General features: G+C 71.9%; 16 protein-coding genes and 1 tRNA gene. 9 read left to right on the forward strand and 8 right to left on the reverse strand.

The features are described 5' to 3' along the window. Window positions 1-42: 42 nt before the first annotated feature. Window positions 43-612, reverse strand: a complete 570-nt coding sequence (locus OG965_RS16485) for a GPR1/FUN34/YaaH family transporter (protein ID WP_371652833.1) — start codon at window positions 610-612, stop codon at window positions 43-45. Window positions 613-792: 180 nt separating this feature from the next. Beyond that, window positions 793-1,314, reverse strand: a complete 522-nt coding sequence (locus OG965_RS16490; RefSeq protein WP_067159339.1) for a universal stress protein — start codon at window positions 1,312-1,314, stop codon at window positions 793-795. Between the two features lie 366 nt (window positions 1,315-1,680). Between OG965_RS16490 and OG965_RS16495 the strand changes: the two genes are divergently transcribed. From OG965_RS16495 to OG965_RS16510, 4 genes are all read left to right on the forward strand, one after another. Then, window positions 1,681-2,127: a hypothetical protein gene (locus OG965_RS16495; RefSeq protein WP_371652834.1), complete on the forward strand. Its 447-nt coding sequence runs from the start codon at window positions 1,681-1,683 to the stop codon at window positions 2,125-2,127. Window positions 2,128-2,514: 387 nt separating this feature from the next. Then, window positions 2,515-3,747 carry a helix-turn-helix domain-containing protein gene (locus OG965_RS16500; protein WP_371652835.1) on the forward strand — a complete coding sequence of 411 codons (1,233 nt, stop codon included), beginning with the start codon at window positions 2,515-2,517 and terminating at the stop codon, window positions 3,745-3,747. Between the two features lie 5 nt (window positions 3,748-3,752). Beyond that, the gene (orn, locus tag OG965_RS16505; protein ID WP_371652836.1) at window positions 3,753-4,355 is read left to right on the forward strand and encodes an oligoribonuclease; all 603 of its coding nucleotides are present in this window, start codon (window positions 3,753-3,755) and stop codon (window positions 4,353-4,355) included. Window positions 4,356-4,499: 144 nt separating this feature from the next. Next, a tRNA-His gene (locus OG965_RS16510) sits at window positions 4,500-4,572 on the forward strand. Window positions 4,573-4,825: 253 nt separating this feature from the next. Here OG965_RS16510 and OG965_RS16515 read toward each other — a convergent pair. Then, entirely contained in the window at window positions 4,826-5,866 is a 1,041-nt protein-coding gene (locus OG965_RS16515) for a LacI family DNA-binding transcriptional regulator (protein WP_371652837.1), read from the reverse strand. Between the two features lie 242 nt (window positions 5,867-6,108). On the opposite strand from OG965_RS16515, the gene OG965_RS16520 reads away from it, so the two are divergent. The 4 genes from OG965_RS16520 (at window position 6,109) to OG965_RS16535 (ending at window position 10,976) form a co-directional block, all read left to right on the forward strand. After that, on the forward strand, window positions 6,109-7,458 hold the full coding sequence (locus OG965_RS16520; protein WP_371652838.1) for an ABC transporter substrate-binding protein: 1,350 nt from the start codon (window positions 6,109-6,111) through the stop codon (window positions 7,456-7,458). Between the two features lie 95 nt (window positions 7,459-7,553). Next, a complete protein-coding gene (locus OG965_RS16525; RefSeq protein ID WP_371656959.1) occupies window positions 7,554-8,513 on the forward strand; it encodes a carbohydrate ABC transporter permease in 960 nt (319 codons plus the stop codon). Continuing rightward, entirely contained in the window at window positions 8,510-9,385 is an 876-nt protein-coding gene (locus tag OG965_RS16530) for a carbohydrate ABC transporter permease (RefSeq protein ID WP_371652839.1), read from the forward strand. Before OG965_RS16525 ends, OG965_RS16530 begins: the two co-directional genes overlap by 4 nt. Window positions 9,386-9,437: 52 nt before the next feature. Continuing rightward, on the forward strand, window positions 9,438-10,976 hold the full coding sequence (locus OG965_RS16535) for a glycoside hydrolase family 1 protein (protein ID WP_371652840.1): 1,539 nt from the start codon (window positions 9,438-9,440) through the stop codon (window positions 10,974-10,976). A gap of 126 nt (window positions 10,977-11,102) precedes the next feature. On the opposite strand, the gene OG965_RS16540 is transcribed toward OG965_RS16535, so the two are convergent. From OG965_RS16540 to OG965_RS16550, 3 genes are all read right to left on the reverse strand, one after another. Next, window positions 11,103-12,584: a cellulose binding domain-containing protein gene (locus OG965_RS16540; RefSeq protein WP_371652841.1), complete on the reverse strand. Its 1,482-nt coding sequence runs from the start codon at window positions 12,582-12,584 to the stop codon at window positions 11,103-11,105. A gap of 508 nt (window positions 12,585-13,092) precedes the next feature. Continuing rightward, complete coding sequence (locus OG965_RS16545; RefSeq protein WP_371652842.1) at window positions 13,093-14,463, reverse strand: ATP-binding protein; 1,371 nt, start codon at window positions 14,461-14,463, stop codon at window positions 13,093-13,095. After that, window positions 14,460-15,161 carry a response regulator transcription factor gene (locus OG965_RS16550; RefSeq protein ID WP_371652843.1) on the reverse strand — a complete coding sequence of 234 codons (702 nt, stop codon included), beginning with the start codon at window positions 15,159-15,161 and terminating at the stop codon, window positions 14,460-14,462. The genes OG965_RS16545 and OG965_RS16550 overlap by 4 nt, the downstream gene beginning before the upstream one ends. Before the next feature lie 120 nt (window positions 15,162-15,281). On the opposite strand from OG965_RS16550, the gene OG965_RS16555 reads away from it, so the two are divergent. Then, complete coding sequence (locus OG965_RS16555; RefSeq protein ID WP_371656960.1) at window positions 15,282-15,827, forward strand: hypothetical protein; 546 nt, start codon at window positions 15,282-15,284, stop codon at window positions 15,825-15,827. Between the two features lie 75 nt (window positions 15,828-15,902). Here the strand turns inward: OG965_RS16555 and OG965_RS16560 are convergent, their stop codons facing one another. Continuing rightward, on the reverse strand, window positions 15,903-16,817 hold the full coding sequence (locus OG965_RS16560) for a spermidine synthase (RefSeq protein WP_371652844.1): 915 nt from the start codon (window positions 16,815-16,817) through the stop codon (window positions 15,903-15,905). 7 nt (window positions 16,818-16,824) lie between these two features. Next, complete coding sequence (locus OG965_RS16565) at window positions 16,825-17,277, reverse strand: hypothetical protein (protein ID WP_371652845.1); 453 nt, start codon at window positions 17,275-17,277, stop codon at window positions 16,825-16,827. Window positions 17,278-17,446 lie beyond the last annotated feature (169 nt).

The raw sequence follows: 17,446 nt of genomic DNA on the forward strand, positions 1-17,446 counted from the left end.
CCTTGCCTGCCGGTGCCGCCCAACGCACCGGCCTGCGGCTGCCTAGCCGGCGGCCGTCACCCCCCGGCCGGCAGCGCGTCGCGGAATCGCCGTCGGCCAGTTGGCCAGACCCGCCGTCGCCCCGTACCAGGACACCGCGCCCGCGACCGCCGCCACCCAGCCGCCGGCCTTCGCGAGGCCGTCGTTGGTGGCGAAGTCGGCGATCGCGAGGAGCACCAGGGAGACGAACAGCAGGGCGTAGGAGCCCTGCCGGATGGGTCCGTAACCCGCCGCGCCCGCCGCCAGGCTCAGCGCGAGGAGCCCGAACAGGAGCAGGAACAGGCCTGCCGCGTTGGTCGAGAACTTGGAGTCCGCCCCGCTCGCCCAGGTGAACCAGAAGGCGCCCAGGCCCGCGAACGCGGTACCGGTGAAGGCGTCCTGGTCACGGAACGCGACGATCCCGAGGACGAAGAGGCCGATACCGCCGACATAGGTCGCGATCGACACGGCGTCCGCCACGGTGACGCCGTCGACGACCTTGGTGGTGCCGAGGCCGAAGGCGAGCAGAGTGAGTCCGAGTGCGAGGTGGCCGAGAGTGGAAGTGATGCTTCCCGCGGGGGCTTCGTGGTCCACGACGGGCTCCCTTCGTGTGCAGTTGTGCTGCAGTCGTGCTGCTTCCCAGCGACCCTTATGTACCCTTCACAAGGGCACAATCCACCCCCTACCGGAGGGTAGATTCGCCCTGGAACAAAGGGAGTTGACGGCGTCTCAGCAGGGACAACAAACGGACACGGCCGGGTTACGGAATCCGGGTCACGGAATGACGACCACGGGGCGCTGGGCGCGTCGGGCCAGGCGTCCGGCGACCGAGCCGAAGATCCGGCCGACGATGCCGTGCGTGGAGCCGACGACGATCGCGTCCGCCGCGTACTCCCGCCCGACTTCTTCCAGTTCGTGGCAGATGTCCCCGCCGCGCTCGACCAGGATCCAGGAGACCTCGGCGAGATAGTCCGCGCAGGCGAGCTCAAGGCCGAGCACTTCCGTACGGTGATCCGGCACGTCCACGAAGACCGGCGGCTCGCAGCCCGCCCACACGGTGGTGGGCAGCCGGTTGGCGACATGCACGATGATCAGACCGGAACCGGAGCGTCTGGCCATGCCGATGGCGTACGCGAGGGCGCGCTCGCTCGACGTGGAGCCGTCGAAACCGACCACCACTCCATGCCGGAAGGCGGGGTCACAGGACAGACGTGGTTCTTCTGCCGCCTGGAGGTCCGACGTCGGGTCGGCTACCTGCTTGCGGTCCGCGGGTTCGGGGAATTCTTGACCGGCCATGGGTGTCTCGGCGTTTGGATCCTCATGGGAGGGCGTCGGTTGGCGGCGGAGCTGTGTCCGGGAATCATCTTCCCAAGCCCATACCCCCAAGGGTACGGCGACACTCCTCTCCTGCCCAGAGCCGCCGATGCTGCACGGCGTTCCCCGGAGCATGCACGAGCCCGCCCCGGATGGCAATGGCCGATGGCCGGTACAGAGGTCCCTTCTTCAACATTCTGTGCACGTTCGATCCACTTCGGGTGACATCCGGCTGCCCTCCGGCTGTGCTCCGGCTGTGGCCCCGCTGTGTACGCGCAGTGACCGGAACGCGTACCCGCCCGTTAGAGACGCGGCCGTTCCGACGCTGCTTTGACCCTCAGGGAGCCCATGCCCGTGCCCGCCCCGCCGTTCGCCCAGGACGCCTACCCGCCCACTCCGCCCGGCGGCTCCCCCCGGGCCGCGCACACCCCCCGGGGGTCCGGCGCGCCCGCGCCCGCCGGGGGGCCGCCGTGCGCCGAGGGGAGTGCGGAAGGGGGTGCGCACGGCGTGCGGGCGCCCGCCGCAGTTGCCGGGGACTGTGCGGGCGACGTCGTGCGCTGGGCGGCGTTCAGCTGCGTCCTGGTGCCCGTCGTGCTCGTCGTCTACGGTTCCTCGTTCGCCGGGGCGGCCGGCTCGGCGCTCGGGCTCGCGGCGGTCACCGCGGTCTGCCGGCTGCTGCTGCGACACTCCGAGCAGACTGCGCGGACTGAGCGGACTGCGCGGGCGGCCGCGCGGCCGGGGCCCGGTCGACACCGGGGCGATCGCGCAAACGGCGAAAGTTCGCCGTTGGACTGACGCGTTCGTACACACGGACCCGTATGTTTTCAGCCAACTTCCCCTCCCCCCTCTCCCCTGCCCGAAATGGCCTGTCAACCCCCTTGCCACCAGCGGAAAACGGGCACGCGTGGCGGCTTTGGCCATACGGGTACGGGCCATGCATGCGACGCCCACTTCCCTACGGGCGCCCTGGATGAAACCCTTCGTGATCGAATGCTTCGCGCCAAGTTGCCAAGTCGACATAGCGCTGAGTACCGGACTTGTCACGCCGACGCCACAGAACGCAGTAGATTCGATCATGCGTATCGAAGGCTGGGGGACTCGTGCAAAACCAAGGGGAAAAGTGCAGGAGCGACAAGCCCGACAAGAACGGGGAGCCGCGAACACCGAGGGGGGCTTAGCAAAATGAGCCAGGACTCCGCTGCCGCATCACCGGAGGCCACAAGGAAGCTCGCCGGCCGTCGACGCCGGGAAGTAGTAGCCGTACTGCTGTTCAGTGGCGGCCCCATCTTCGAGAGCTCCATTCCGCTCTCCGTGTTCGGGATCGACAGGCAGGACGCGGGCGTACCCCGCTACCGCCTGCTGGTCTGTGCCGGAGAGGAGGGCCCCCTGCGGACCACAGGCGGGCTCGAACTGACCGCGCCCTATGGGCTGGAGGCCATCAACCGGGCCGGCACCGTGGTGGTGCCCGCCTGGCGGTCCATCACCTCGCCGCCGCCGGCGGCCGCGCTCGACGCACTGCGCCGGGCGCACGAAGAAGGGGCCCGCATCGTGGGCCTCTGCACCGGGGCGTTCGTCCTCGCCGCCGCCGGGCTGCTCGACGGCCGCCCGGCGACGACGCACTGGATGTACGCGCCGACGCTCGCCAAGCGCTATCCGTCGGTCCACGTGGATCCGCGGGAGCTGTTCGTCGACGACGGGGACGTCCTCACGTCGGCGGGCACGGCGGCCGGAATCGATCTCTGTCTGCACATAGTGCGGACCGACCACGGCAGCGATGCCGCCGGAGCCCTCGCGCGCCGGCTCGTCGTCCCGCCGCGGCGCAGTGGCGGTCAGGAGCGCTATCTGGACAGGTCTTTACCTGAAGAGATCGGGTCCGACCCGCTGGCCGAGGTCGTGTCCTGGGCGCTGGAGCACCTCCACGAGCAGTTCGACGTGGAGACCCTCGCCGCTCGCGCGTACATGTCACGCCGTACGTTCGACCGGCGGTTCCGCTCGCTGACCGGATCGGCCCCGCTCCAGTGGCTGATCACCCAGCGGGTGCTCCAGGCCCAGCGTCTCCTGGAGACGTCGGACTACTCGGTCGACGAGGTCGCGGGCCGCTGCGGCTTCCGCTCGCCGGTCGCGCTGCGCGGGCACTTCCGCCGCCAGCTCGGCTCGTCCCCGGCGTCCTACCGGGCGGCGTACCGGGCGCGCCGGCCGCAGGCGGAGCCGTCCGGGGGGCCACCGACCCTGGAGACGGTGCCGCCGCAGGCCCTGCCGCAGTCGCGGCGCACGGCGGCGGCGAGCGCCATGGTCGGTCCGTCGGCGATCTCGCACGCGCCGCCGCCGGACCCGGGCAAGTCCGTCTCGGAGCTCTACGCCACGGGTTATATGCGTCCGAGTCTGCCGGGGCAGCGGAGCGGCCCCGTAGGCTGAGGCGCATGAACGACCGCATGGTGTGGATCGACTGCGAGATGACCGGGCTCTCGCTGGCGGACGACGCACTTATCGAGGTGGCCGCCCTGGTCACCGACTCGGAACTGAACGTGCTCGGTGAAGGGGTGGACATCGTGATCCGTCCCCCGGACGCCGCGCTGGAGACCATGCCGGAGGTGGTGCGCGAGATGCACACCGCCTCCGGGCTCCTCGACGAGCTGGCCGGCGGCACCACGCTGGCCGACGCCGAGGCGCAGGTCCTGGCGTATGTCCGCGAGCATGTGAAGGAGCCGGGCAAGGCACCGCTGTGCGGAAACTCGGTCGGCACGGACCGCGGCTTCCTGTCGCGCGACATGCAGGCCCTGGAGAAGTACCTCCACTACCGGATCGTGGACGTCTCCTCGGTGAAGGAGCTCGCCCGCCGCTGGTACCCGAGGGCGTACTTCAACAGTCCGGACAAGAACGGCAACCACCGCGCGCTCGCGGACATCCGTGAATCCATCGCGGAGCTCCGCTACTACCGCGAGGCGATCTTCGTCGCCCAGCCGGGCCCGGACTCGGACACGGCGAAGTCGATCGCGGCCAAGCACGTCCTGCCTGCGGAGTAACCCTTCGGGTGATCTCCGCGGGCGCCCCGGGAGGGGGCCGCGAAACATGTGCGCGAGCACCCTCCCGGACCCTGTACACTTTTTCTCGGCCGGTAGGAAAGCCCCCAGGGGCCTTCCAAGACCACAACAGTCCGGTCACGCATGGTGGGTATAGCTCAGCTGGTAGAGCACCTGGTTGTGGTCCAGGATGTCGCGGGTTCGAGTCCCGTTACTCACCCTGATCGGGAAGGCCCGGTCCGCTTCGGCGGACCGGGCCTTTCTCGTTCCCCGGAAGCTTCGGAAGCTTCCGGGCTGAGAGCCTGTCTTTGAACCCCCGTCGTCCGCCCGGAGGGCGGGCGCAGCGGCGGTCGGTGCGTGCGATCGGTGTGCGGTGTCCCAGGTCATGTGGCGGAGCCACCTGTCCTGGGACCCCGTGCGCCGATCGTGCGTGCCGGGCGTCGGGGCGCAGACGGGGGTTCAAAGACAGGCTCTCAGGTCGACGCCCGGACGATCAACTCCGTCGGAAGCACCAGCCGCGGTCGGGACGGCTCGCCCGCCGCGATCTGGGCCAGCAGCAGCTCCGTCATCGCCCGGCCCATCTCCTCGATCGGCTGGCGCACGCTGGTGAGCGGCGGCTCCATGTGGCGGGCGATCGCCGAGTCGTCGAAGCCGACCAGGGAGACGTCCTCAGGGACCCGGCGGCCCCGCTCGCGCAGCACCTGCCGGGCGCCGGACGCCATCACGTCCGAGGCCGCGAAGACCGCGTCCACCTCCGGGGCCCGGCCCAGCAGATCGGCCATCGCCCGGCGGCCGCCCTCCTCGGTGAAGTCCGCCGGGGATATCAGGTGCGCGGCGGCGGGCAGCCCGGCCTCGGCGAGGGCGGCCCGGTAGCCGTCGAGGCGGCGGCGCGCCCCGTACACGTCCAGGGGCCCGGTGATCGTCGCTATCGAACGGCGCCCGCGCGCCACCAGGTGGGCCACGGCCGCCCGCGCCCCCGCGAAGTTGTCCGAGTCCACCGAGGCCAGCGGCTCGTCCTCGGAGCGCGGGCCGCTGATCACCACCGGCATGTCCAGCTGCTCCAGGAGCTCGGGCAGCGGGTCGTCGGCGTGCACGCCGACCAGCAGGACGCCGTCGACCCGGTGTCCCGTCAGATACTGGGCGAGCCGGCGGCGCTCCCGGTCGCTGCCCACCAGGGTCAGCAGGAGCTGCATCTCCGTCTCCGCGAGCGCCTGGCCGACGCCCCGGACGACCTCCGAGAAGTACGGCTCGGCGAAGAAGCGCGTCTCCGTCTCGGGGACGACCAGGGCGATCGCGTCCGTGCGGTTGGCGGCCAGGGCGCGGGCCGCGCGGTTGGGGACGTAGCCGAGCTCGGCCACCGCCGCCTCCACGGCCGCGCGGGTACGGTCGCTGACCCGGGGCGAGCCGTTGATCACCCGCGACACCGTGCCCCGGCCGACCCCGGCACGCGCCGCCACCTCTTCAAGGGTGGGCCGCCCGGCCCCACGGCCCCGGACCGTGCGAGCTGCTCTCATGCCTGCCTCCCCGTCTCGCCGCACATCGCGGAACTCGGGTGAAAACTAACAGCCTGACCTCGGCCGCGGACTGTCTTTGCCCGCTCCCTTGACACCCTCCCGGACAGTCGCCACCCTTCAACACATCACGACTGGGAGCGCTCCCAACCCTAGGTATCCATACACCTTCCGCACCATCCCCCACTGCACGACTGACCGTCAATCACCCTGCACGGCAAGCCAGTTGGAGGATCACCATGCGTATGCGTACAAGAACAAATGCGACCCGGCGGGTCGCGGCCCTGGCCGTCGTCGCCGCGCTCGGCGCCGGGCTGCTCGCGGGCTGCGCCGACGACGGAGACAGCAAGGACTCCACCTCGTCCGGTTCGTCCTCCTCCAGCGGCGGCGGGGGCGGCGGGGCCAGGACGACGCTCACGGTCGGCGTCTTCGGCGCCTTCGGCCTCAAGGAGGCCGGGCTCTACGACGCGTACATGAAGCTCCACCCCGACATCGAGATCAAGCAGACGTCGATCGAGCGGAACGAGAACTACTACCCGCAGCTGCTCACCCACCTCGGCTCCGGCAGCGGGCTCGCCGACGTCCAGGCCGTCGAGGTCAACAACATCGCCGAGGTCACCGCCACCCAGGCGGGCCGCCTGGAGGACCTCGGCAAGGTGCGGGGCGTCGACAAGGACGCCTTCCTGCCCTGGAAGTGGGGGCAGGCCACCACCAAGGACGGCAAGACCGTCGGCCTCGGCACCGACATAGGGCCGCAGGGCATCTGCTACCGCAAGGACCTGTTCGCCGCCGCCGGGCTGCCCACCGACCGGGAGGCCGTGGGGAAGCTGTGGGCGGGCGACTGGCAGAAGTACCTGGCGGCCGGTGAGCGCTTCAAGGCGAAGGCGCCCAAGGGGGCGGCGTTCGTGGACTCCGCCTCCGGGGTCATGGCCGCCATCACCGGCGGCAGCGCCACCCGCTACTACGACGGGGACGGCAAGGTCGTCTACAAGTCGAACCCGGCCGTGAAGGACGCCTGGGACACGGCGGCCTCGTTCGCCACCCACGGGCTCACCGCCAAGTTGCAGCAATTCCAGCCCAGTTGGGACCAGGGGTTCGCCAACGGAACCTTCGCCACCGTCTCCTGCCCCGCCTGGATGCTCGGCTACATCCAGGACAAGGCGGGCGAGGCCGGGAAGGGCAAGTGGGACGTGGCGGCCGCGCCCAAGCCGTCCAACTGGGGCGGCTCGTTCCTCGTCGTCCCGTCGGCGGGCAAGCACCGCGCCCAGGCCGCCGAGCTCGCGGCCTGGCTCACCGCCCCGGCCCAGCAGGCGACGCTCTTCGAGAAGCGCGGCAGCTTCCCGAGCGCCCGGGCCGCGTACGCCCTGCCCGCCGTCTCCGGCGCCCAGCACGCCTACTTCGGCGGCGCCCCCATCGGGCAGATCTTCGCCAAGGCCGCCGAGGGCACCCCGGTGCAGATCCTCGGCCCCAAGGACCTGATCATCGCGCAGAACCTCGCCGACGTCGGCATGCTCCAGGTCGACCAGAAGGGCCGCTCCCCCCAGTCGGGCTGGGAGGCCGCGGTGAAGGCCATCGACAACGCGCTGGACCAGTGACGGAGCGGCCGGAGGCCGCGGGCACCGGGTCGCCGGGCGCGGCGGCCACCGCGCGACCGGCGGCCACGACCGGGCCCGGTGGCGCCCCGCCGGCGGTGGGTGCGGCCGGCGCCCGGGACCACCGCGCCGAGGCGCGGCGGCGGGCGCGGCGCAGCCGCCGCTACCGGCGCGATGTGCGCTGGAGCCCGTACGCCTTCGTCGCGCCCTTCTTCCTCTTCTTCGCCGCGTTCGGCCTCTTCCCCCTCCTCTACACGGGCTGGGCCTCGCTGCACCAGGTCGAGCTGACCGCGCCGAACGAGATGCACTGGGTCGGGCTGCGCAACTTCTCCCGGCTGATGTCGGACGAGTTCTTCTGGAACGCACTGCGCAACACGTTCACCATCGGCATCATCTCCACCGTCCCCCAGCTCCTGATGGCGCTCGGCGTGGCCCATCTGCTCCACTTCAAGCTGCGCGGCTCGATGTTCTTCCGGGTCGCCGTCCTCACGCCGTACGCCACCAGCGTGGCCGCCGCGACCCTGGTCTTCGTGCTCCTCTTCGGGCGCGACTACGGCATGGTCAACTGGGCACTCGGGCAGCTCGGCCTGGGCCCGGTCGACTGGCAGAACGGCACCTGGACCTCGCAGTTCGCCGTCTCCACGATCGTGGTGTGGCGCTGGACCGGCTACAACGCGCTGATCTATCTGGCCGCGATGCAGGCCATCGCGCCCGATCTGTACGAGTCCGCCGCGCTCGACGGGGCCTCGCGCTGGCAGCAGTTCCGGCACGTCACCGTGCCCTCGCTGCGGCCGACGATCCTGTTCACCTGCGTCGTGTCGACGATCGGCGCGACCCAGCTGTTCGGCGAGCCGCTGCTGTTCAACGGCGGGGCGGGCGCCACGGGCGGCTCCGACCACCAGTTCCAGACGCTCGGCCTCTATCTGTACGAGCAGGGCTGGGTGAACCTCCACCTCGGCCGGGCCTCCGCGATCGCCTGGACGATGTTCCTGATCCTGCTGCTGATCGGCGCGGCGAACTGGCTCATCTCGCGCGCCCTGCGCAAGGAGACGACGTGAACGCCAAGACCACGGCCCCCGCCGCCCCCCGCTCCGGCCACCGTGCCGGGCGTCAACTGCACGGCGGACGGCTCACGTACGCCATCCTGATCCTCTTCACCGCGGGCTCGCTCTTCCCACTGGTGTGGACGGCGATCGCCGCCTCCCGCAGCAACGAGCGCCTCGCCCAGACTCCCCCGCCCTTCTGGTTCGGCGGCAACCTCTTCAAGAACCTGAAGATCGCCTGGACCGACGCCAACATGGGCACGGCCCTGCTCAACACCACGATCGTGGCGGGCTCGATCGCGCTCGGCACGGTCTTCTTCTCCACGCTCGCCGGATTCGCCTTCGCCAAGCTGCGGTTCCGCTTCAAGAACGTGCTGCTCCTGCTGGTGATCGGCACGATGATGATCCCGCCCCAGCTCAGTGTCGTCCCCCTCTACATGATGGTGGCCGAGCTGTCCTGGACCGATCAGCTCCAGGCGGTGATCCTGCCGACCCTGGTCAGCGCCTTCGGGGTGTTCTTCATGCGGCAGTTCCTCATCGAGGCGCTGCCCACCGAGCTGATCGAGGCCGCCCGGGTCGACGGCGCGAGCAGCTGGCGGGTGGTGTGGCACGTGGTCTTCCCGGCCGCCCGGCCCGCGATGGCCGTCCTGGGCATGCTGACGTTCGTGATGGCCTGGAACGACTTCTTCTGGCCGATCATCGCGCTGACCCAGAACGGCAGCCCCACGGTCCAGGTGGCGCTCACCGGACTCGGCCGCGGCTACATCCCCGACCAGTCGGTCATCATGGCCGGCGCCCTCCTCGGCACCCTGCCCCTCCTCCTCGCGTTCGTGCTGTTCGGGCGGCAGATCGTGGGCGGGATCATGCAGGGCGCGGTGAAGGGCTGACCGGGTGCCTCACATCAACCTCCGTCCGCACGACCACGATGGGAGTGCTTCCATGTCCGACTCCACGCCTGACTCCTTGCCCGCATCCGCGCCCGTGCCCGCATCCGACTCCGTGTCCGCATCCGGCTCCGGCTCCGGCTCCGCGCCCGAGGACTTCCCGCCCGACTTCCTCTGGGGCGCCGCCACCTCCGCGTACCAGATCGAGGGCGCGGTCGCCGAGGGCGGCCGCACCCCGTCCATCTGGGACACCTTCTGCCGTACGCCGGGGAAGGTGTCCGGCGGGGACACCGGCGACGTCACCGTCGACCACTACCACCGCTGGCGGGACGACATCCGGCTGATGGCGGACCTGAACCTCGACACGTACCGCTTCTCCGTGTCCTGGTCACGGGTGCAGCCGACCGGGCGCGGCCCCGCCGTCCAGCGCGGGCTCGACTTCTACCGCGCGCTGGTGGACGGGCTCCTGGAGCAGGGCATCCAGCCCTCCCTCACGCTCTACCACTGGGATCTGCCACAGGAGTTGGAGTCCGCGGGCGGCTGGCCCGAGCGGGACACCGCCCACCGGTTCGCGGACTACGCGGGGCTCGTCGCCGAGGCGCTCGGCGACCGGGTGGATATGTGGACCACCCTCAACGAGCCCTGGTGCAGCGCCTTTCTCGGGTACGGATCGGGCGTCCACGCGCCCGGCCGCACCGATCCGGTGGCCGCGCTGCGGGCCGCGCACCACCTCAACCTGGGCCACGGGCTCGCCGCCCGGGCCCTGCGCGCCACGCTGCCGAAGGCCGCCAGGCTGGCGATCAGCCTCAACCCGAGCGCGGTCAGGGCCCGCACCCAGTCGCCCGCCGACCTGGACGCGCGCCGCCGCATCGACGCGCTGGCCAACCGGGTGTTCACGGGGCCGATGTTCAAGGGTGCGTACGACGACGATCTGCTGCGGGACACCGCGCGGCTCACCGACTGGTCGTTCGTCCACGACGGCGATCTCGGCCTCATCAAGCACCCCCTCGATCTGCTGGGCATCAACTACTACACACCCTCAGTTGTATCGGCCGCCACTGACAATCACCCCGGCGACGGCCCTGACCTGCGAGAACCCCGGCCCGACGGCCACGGCGAGAGCGCACACTCGCCGTGGCCGGGCGCCGGTTCCGTCCAGTTCCACCAGCCGCCGGGCGAGCTGACGGCGATGGACTGGTCGATCGACCCGACCGGCCTCTACGACCTGCTGATGCGCTACACCCGGGAGGCGCCGGGCGTACCCCTGATGATCACGGAGAACGGGGCCGCGTACGACGACAAGCCCGCCCCGGACGGCTCGGTGCACGACCCGGACCGCATCCGCTATCTGCACGGCCACCTGGCGGCGGTGCGGCGGGCGATGCGGGACGGGGCGGACGTACGCGGGTACTTCCTGTGGTCGCTGCTCGACAACTTCGAGTGGGCGTACGGCTACGGCAAGCGGTTCGGGGCGGTGTACGTCGACTACGAGACGCAGACCCGCACACCCAAGTCGAGCGCCCGCTGGTACGGGGAGCTGGCGCGGACGGGGGTGCTGCCGGAGGTGCTGCCGGAGGTGGACCCTGACGCGTGATGCCGACGCGCGCGTCCCGCCGGGGGGGGTGAACCGGCGGGGCGCGCGCGGGGGTTGGAGCTACCTGGCTGGGGCTACCGGGCTGGAGCTACCGGGGTCGGGCCACTTGTCGGGCTACTTGTCGGTCTACTTGAAGGCGGCGAAAGCCTTCGTGAAGGCCAGCGGCTCCTGGACGATCGAGGAGCAGGTCGGGTCGGCGGAGTTCTTCGCGCCGCCCGCGCACTGCTTGTCCCGGGCGCCGGACCACATGGCGAGCCGGCCCAGACCCTTGGACTTGGCGAAGTCCACCAGCTGGGTGGCGTCGTCGACCAGATACGTCTCGGTGTTGACGTCGTTGACGCCGATCATCGGGGTGACGGCCACGGCCTTCCAGGCGGCGGCGTCGGAGAGCCCGAGGACGCCCTTGATCTGGGCCTGGGTGGCGGTCGCGGCCTGGATGGCGTACGCGCCCATGTCGCCGCTGTACGCCGGGCCGTAGTCCATCGCCATGATGTTGACGGCCGAGACGGCGGCGCCGTTCTTCTTGGCGTCGGCGACGAGGTCGACGCCGGGCTGGGTGAGACCCTCCGGCATCACCGGCAGCGTGAACGCCACGTCGAGGCCCGGGTGGGACTTCTGGAGCTGCGCGATGGCCTGTGCGCGGCGGGTGTTGGCGGCGGTGTCCGGCAGGGCCGCGCCCTCGATGTCGAAGTCGACCTTGGTGAGCTTGTACGCGTCGATGACCTTGCCGTACGCGGCCGCGAGCTCGGCGGTGCTCTTGCAGACGAGGCCGAGTTCGGAGCCGGACGCGCCGCCGAACGAGACGCGTACGTCGCCGCCCTTGGCGCGCAGGGCGCCTATCTGCGCGGCGACGGCGTCGCTGTTCAGATCGCTGACACCGCCCCAGAGCGGGTTGCAGCCGCCACCGGACGTGATGAAGGCGAGGTGGAACTCCTTCACGCCGGTCTTGGTGGCCGTGTCGACGAGGTCGTACGCGGGGTAGAGCGAGGTGTCGATGTACGGGGCGAAGCGGGTGGTGGTGCCGGTGGTGGGGGGCTGGGGGGTGGTGGTCTGGCTCTGGGTGGGGGTGGGGGTGGGCTTGGAGGTGGGGGTCGCCGTGGCGGTCGGGGTCGGCTTGCTCGTGGGGGTCGGCGCGGTGGTCGGGCGGCCGCTCGGGGCGGGGGTCGCGCCGGTGTCGACCGAGCACTTCTCCTGGTTGATGAGACAGCCGGTGGGGTCGCCCGCGGTGCCGGTGGAGTTGGTGACGAAGCCGACGGTGACGGATGCGCCGGCGGCGAGTCCGTTCTTGTCCCAGGCGGCGGGCTTCACGGTGACATGCTGACCCTTGACGCTCTGCTCGCCGTTCCAGAGGGAGGACAGCTTCGTCCCGGCCGGGAGGTCGAACTCCAAGGTCCAGTCGGCGAGCGCCTTGCCACTGTCGTTGGTGACGACGTACTGGCCGGTGTAGCCGCCGCCCCAGCTGCTGGTCTTCGTGTACGCGGCGCCGACGGAGGCGGCCTGGGCGGTGCCGGTGAGCGCGAAGGCCGCGCCGCCGATGACGGCCGCGGCGACCACGGCGCCGATCGCCTTCGTCTTGCCGCTCGCTCGGCGGCGGTGAGTGCGGGTCATTTTGTGCGCCTGCCTCTGGGGGTTGGGGGTGGGGGTGGGGGTGGTGCGGGTGGTGCGGGTGGGGGTGCGGGCAGCACGCTAGCTCTTGGGAAACGGGCAAATGGGGTGTGGGGGGTGGGGGTTGGATCTCTTAGGGTCCGCTTAAGGGGGGCATGCGACGCGGTTAATGCCCGGGTGGGGGAGGCCCGCTTCCTGGGGCTGCGCCCCGGACCCCGTGTTCGCCTGCGGGTTCGGTGGGGGCTGGTCGCGCAGTTCCCCGCGCCCCTAAAGACCGGCACCTCCAGCCCCGGCGGCACGAAAGTCAGCCCCTCCGGCGTGCAAGGAGGGGGCTCGGGCAAAATCAGCCCCTCCGGCGTTTGAGGAGCGGGGTCCGGGGCGGAGCCCCGAAGCGGGGTGCAGGGGCCGCAGGCCCCGCAAACGGGGGTCCGGGGGCGTAGCCCCCGGGAGACCACCTTTACCCCCACCCACCCCCGGAGGGTCTAGGTGAAGGGGCGGGGTGGGGCATCCATCACGCCGGGGACGGGCGGCGTGGCCGCCGCCGCGCGCGGATTCGGGACGTCGGGGCGGGGCCGACGCCGAGGCCGATCCAGACCCGGATCTCCGTGCCGCCCAGCACCGACCGCCCCAGCCGCACATCACCCCCCGTCGACTCGGCCATCCGCCGCACGATGTCCAGGCCAAGCCCCGTCGAGCCCCCGCCGCTGGACCCGCGGGCCAGGGCCGCCCGCGGGTCCGCGATGCCGGCACCCGCGTCCGAGACCAGGACGATCACCGCGTCCTCGCCGTTGTGGACGTCCACCGAGAACGCCGTCCCCTCCGGCGTGTGCCGGAACACGTTGCCGAGCATCGCGTCGAGCGCGGCGGCCAGTTCGGGCCGGGCGACCGGGATGCGGACGGGGCGGTCGACGCCCGCGAGCCGTACCTCCCGGCCCTCGTCCTCCGCCAGCGCCGACCAGAACGCCATCCGGTCCCGGATGACCTCGGACGCGTCGCACCCGGCGCCCGCCCCGGCCGGCTGGGTCTGCGGCTTGGCCTCCCGCGCCGTACGGATGATCGTGTCGACTTCGCGCTCCAGCTGCTCGACGGCCGCCCGCGTCTGCTCGGCGGCCGGGCCCTCCCCCAGGGAGGCGGCGTTGAGGCGCAGCACCGTCAGGGGGGTGCGGAGCCGGTGGGACAGGTCCGCCGCCAACTCGCGCTCGTTCGCCAGGAGTTGGACCACCTGGTCCGCCATCGAGTTGAAGGCGACCGCCGCCGAGCGCAGTTCCGCCGGGCCCTCCTCCGGCACCCGCGCCCCCAGCTTCCCCTCGCCCAGGTCGTGCGCCGCCCCCGCGAGCCGCTGTGCGGGGCGGACCATGCGTACGCCCAGCCGGTCCGCCACCGCGACCGAGCCGATGACCAGGGCGATACCCACGCCCGCGAGGACCAGCCACGCCGTGGCCACGCCGTTGGTGACCTCGGCCTCGGGCACGTACACCTCGACGATCGCGATCTCGCCCGAGCTCAGCGCGGTCGGCTGGAGGAGGGTGGAGCCGCCGGGGACACCGGAGATGTACGCGCGGACCACCCTCCGGGTGGCCTCCAGGTCCTTCCGCGGCGCCCGCCCCCGGCCGATCTCGACGGGCGCGCCGCCCGGTGCCGCCGGGATGTGCACGGCCATCCGGCCCGCCGCGCCCGCCTGGGTGGAGGCGACGGCCCGTTCGAGCGCGTCGCGGTCGGACGTGATCGACAGGGTCGGCCCGATCGCGGCGGCCTGGCGTTCGGCGTTGGAGAAGGCGCGGTCGCGCGCCATCTCCTTGATGACCAGGCCCAGCGGTACGGCGAAGGCGAGCACCACCATCAGGGTGACGGCGACCGCGACCTTCACCAGCGCCCACCTCATCGGCCGGGCTCCGCCCGTGGTGGCTCCAGCTTCACACCCACCCCGCGCAGGGTGTGCAGATAGCGGGGCCGCGCCGCCGTCTCGCCCAGTTTCCGGCGCAGCCAGGACAGATGGACGTCGATGGTCTGGTCGTCGCCGTACGACTGCTGCCACACCTCGGCCAGCAGTTCCTTGCGCGGGACGACCACACCGGGGCGCCCGGCGAGGAACGCCAGCAGGTCGAACTCGCGGCGGGTGAGGTCCAGGCGCAGCCCGTCGAGCTCGGCCTGGCGGCGCAGCGGGTCGATGGAGAGGCCGCCGACCCGGATCAGCGTCGGGGGCGGCTCGGCCCCGGCGGCCCGCGCACGGCGCAGCACGGCCGTCATCCGGGCGGACAGGTGCTCCACCGAGAACGGCTTGACCAGGTAGTCGTCCGCGCCGTCGTTGAGCAGCCGGACGATCTCCGTCTCGTCGTCCCGCGCGGTCGCGATGATCACCGGTACGTCGGTGATGCCACGCAGCATCTTCAGCGCCTCGGCCCCGTCGAGATCGGGCAGTCCGAGGTCGAGGACGACCACGTCGAACCGGAAATGGGCCACCTCGCGCAGCGCCTCAAGTGCCGTGCCGACGCTCCGTACGGTGTGGGAGGCCTCGGTGAGGTGGCGGATGAGGGCGGAGCGAACGAACTGGTCGTCCTCGACCACGAGCACACTTGCCATGGGCGGCACCGTACGCCATCCGGAGTACACCGGTCCCGGTCGGGACGGGAGCGGGCGGGCACGGGTGAGAGGGGACACGCGTGGGGCGCGTGGTGCAGTATGGCCCCCGATATGACCCCCATGCACCGAGGAATCGTCCACGTCTGCGCCTGGTCGCTCGCCACCGGGGCGGCGGTCACGCTCTCCTGGTGGGGCGTCCACACGGTGATGGCCGGGACGGCGTACGACCCTCCGCGCGCGGTCCCGCTCACCGGCGACGGGCACACCACCCAGGGCGCGGTGCGGCCGCTGGCCTCCTCGACGCAGCGGCCGAAGGACTCGCCTTCGCCGTCCGGACCGGGCAGCCCGTCCACCACGCCCTCGAAGCCGGGGGACGGGAAGCCGTCCGGGAGCCACTCCCCCGCCGGGCCGTCCAAGTCGTCCCCTTCCTACCGCTCTTCGGGGAACGTGAAGGGCTACAACGTCGCCGGCGGCCGTGTCGTCTTCGACATCGGCAGCGCCTCGGCGGAGCTGGTGACGGCGACACCGGACACGGGCTGGCAGATGCAGGTGTGGAAGCAGCCGACGTGGATCCGGGTGACCTTCAGCAAGGGCACGCGCGAGGTGTCGGCCTTCTGCACCTGGTACAACCACGCGCCGACCGTGGAGCTGGACGACCGCGGCTGACGACGGGGACCTGCCGAAACGGCCGTACGAAAAGGTCGTACGGAACGGTCCTACGGAAAGGTCGTACGAACGGTCCTATCGGAACACCGACGGCGGCGGTACGGGCGACGGCTTGGCGGTCGCGTCCGTCACCGGGGCCGCCCCGCCCGTGAAGTCGGCCAGCGCGCGGCCGTGTTCGACGCGCCCCGGGTGCGGGTCGCCCGCGATGCGGCGGGTGAACTCGGCCACCGGCAGCGGCACGTCCGAGGCGAGCAGCACCGCGTTGCCGAACCGCTTGCCGCGCAGCACGGTCGGGTCGGCGGCGAGCGCCAGCTCGGGGAAGAACTGGGCGGCGGTGGCTATCTGGCCGCGCAGATGCGCCAGCGGCGGCCCGTCGGCGAGGTTGGCCGCGTAGATCCCGCCGGGCCGCAGCACCCGGCGCACCTCGCCCAGGAACTCGGCGCTGGTCAGATGGGCGGGGGTGCGGGCGCCGCTGAAGACGTCGGCGACGACCAGGTCGGCCCAGCCGTCCGGGAGCTTGGCGAGCCCTTCGCGCGCGTCCAGGGAGCGCACCCGTATACGGGCCTGCGGATCGAGCGGCAGCTCGCGGCGCACCAGGCCCACCAGCGCCGCGTCGACCTCGACGACCTGCTGGGTGGAGCGGGGGCGGGTGGCCGCCGTGTAGCGGGCGAGGGTGAAGGCGCCGCCGCCCAGGTGCAGCACCTGGAGGGGGCGGCCCGGCTCGGCCGCGAGGTCGATGACGTGGCCGAGGCGGCGCTGGTACTCGAAGGTGAGCCGTTCCGGCGCGTCCAGGTCGACGTGGGACTGGGGGGCGCCGTCCAGGAGCAGGGTCCAGCCGCGCGGCCGGTCCCGGTCCGGGATCAGCTCGGCGAGACCGCCGTCGACCGCCTCCACGACGGCCTCCGGGGCGGCCGGACGACCGCGCCGCCCGCCCGGCGCGGCCTTCGGCCCGCCCTTCGCCCCGCTCTTCGTACCGCTTCGTGCCGCCATCCGACCATTATCGGCCGCCGGCCTCGGTGATGCCGTCCGCGGCCTCGATCAGCCGGGCCGCCTCGCCGAGCGCGACGCGCAGCACGGCGGGGTCGGTGACCGCCACCGCGTCCGGCGGCAGCAGCCAGCCGCCGCCGGAGACCGGCGGCTCGGCGGGCAGCCCCGGGATGCGCAGTCCCCGTCCGCTGGTCTCGGTGCAGGCGCTGCCGGGCACGTCCCAGGCGGCCGCGGTGCCGGGCGGCACCAGGAAGCCCAGGGTGTCGCAGGCGCCGTCGTGCACCACCGGGCCCACGGCCGCCGGGGCGACGGCGCGGCGGAGGATGTCCACCGCCTCCAGGCCCTGGCGCGCGGGCACGGTGACGAGGTCGCAGGGCTCCTCGCCGCCCGGCGGTCCGCTGACGTCCAGGGTGGGCCGGTGCCGCGCGGTAGTCGTGGTCGTCCCGGTGCCATTGATGTCCATGCCGGCCTCCAACAAGGCAACCCCCACGTGGTTTTTGCGGGTTGGCGGTATCCGCATGGTTCAACGCGGGTCCGTGTCAACGGCTACGGCGGTACGCCGCCGCAAAGGATGGCAGTTCATAGCAGATCGCGGGTGAGATATCCCTTTTGTAGCCAAACTTCGGTTGTTG

Origin of the sequence: Streptomyces sp. NBC_00224, assembly GCF_041435195.1 — a bacterium.
In the GTDB taxonomy this organism is placed as follows: Bacteria; Actinomycetota; Actinomycetes; order Streptomycetales; family Streptomycetaceae; genus Streptomyces.

What these genes read in the sequence shown, in the direction of transcription:
- OG965_RS16490 (WP_067159339.1), bottom strand. Translation starts at nt 1,314, where the DNA reads ATGGCCGGTCAAGAATTCCCCGAACCCGCGGACCGCAAGCAGGTAGCC.
- OG965_RS16495 (WP_371652834.1), top strand. Translation starts at nt 1,681, where the DNA reads ATGCCCGTGCCCGCCCCGCCGTTCGCCCAGGACGCCTACCCGCCCACT.
- OG965_RS16500 (WP_371652835.1), top strand. Translation starts at nt 2,515, where the DNA reads ATGAGCCAGGACTCCGCTGCCGCATCACCGGAGGCCACAAGGAAGCTC.
- orn (WP_371652836.1), top strand. Translation starts at nt 3,753, where the DNA reads ATGAACGACCGCATGGTGTGGATCGACTGCGAGATGACCGGGCTCTCG.
- OG965_RS16515 (WP_371652837.1), bottom strand. Translation starts at nt 5,866, where the DNA reads ATGAGAGCAGCTCGCACGGTCCGGGGCCGTGGGGCCGGGCGGCCCACC.
- OG965_RS16520 (WP_371652838.1), top strand. Translation starts at nt 6,109, where the DNA reads ATGCGTACAAGAACAAATGCGACCCGGCGGGTCGCGGCCCTGGCCGTC.
- OG965_RS16535 (WP_371652840.1), top strand. Translation starts at nt 9,438, where the DNA reads ATGTCCGACTCCACGCCTGACTCCTTGCCCGCATCCGCGCCCGTGCCC.
- OG965_RS16540 (WP_371652841.1), bottom strand. Translation starts at nt 12,584, where the DNA reads ATGACCCGCACTCACCGCCGCCGAGCGAGCGGCAAGACGAAGGCGATC.
- OG965_RS16545 (WP_371652842.1), bottom strand. Translation starts at nt 14,463, where the DNA reads ATGAGGTGGGCGCTGGTGAAGGTCGCGGTCGCCGTCACCCTGATGGTG.
- OG965_RS16550 (WP_371652843.1), bottom strand. Translation starts at nt 15,161, where the DNA reads ATGGCAAGTGTGCTCGTGGTCGAGGACGACCAGTTCGTTCGCTCCGCC.
- OG965_RS16555 (WP_371656960.1), top strand. Translation starts at nt 15,282, where the DNA reads ATGCACCGAGGAATCGTCCACGTCTGCGCCTGGTCGCTCGCCACCGGG.
- OG965_RS16560 (WP_371652844.1), bottom strand. Translation starts at nt 16,817, where the DNA reads ATGGCGGCACGAAGCGGTACGAAGAGCGGGGCGAAGGGCGGGCCGAAG.
- OG965_RS16565 (WP_371652845.1), bottom strand. Translation starts at nt 17,277, where the DNA reads ATGGACATCAATGGCACCGGGACGACCACGACTACCGCGCGGCACCGG.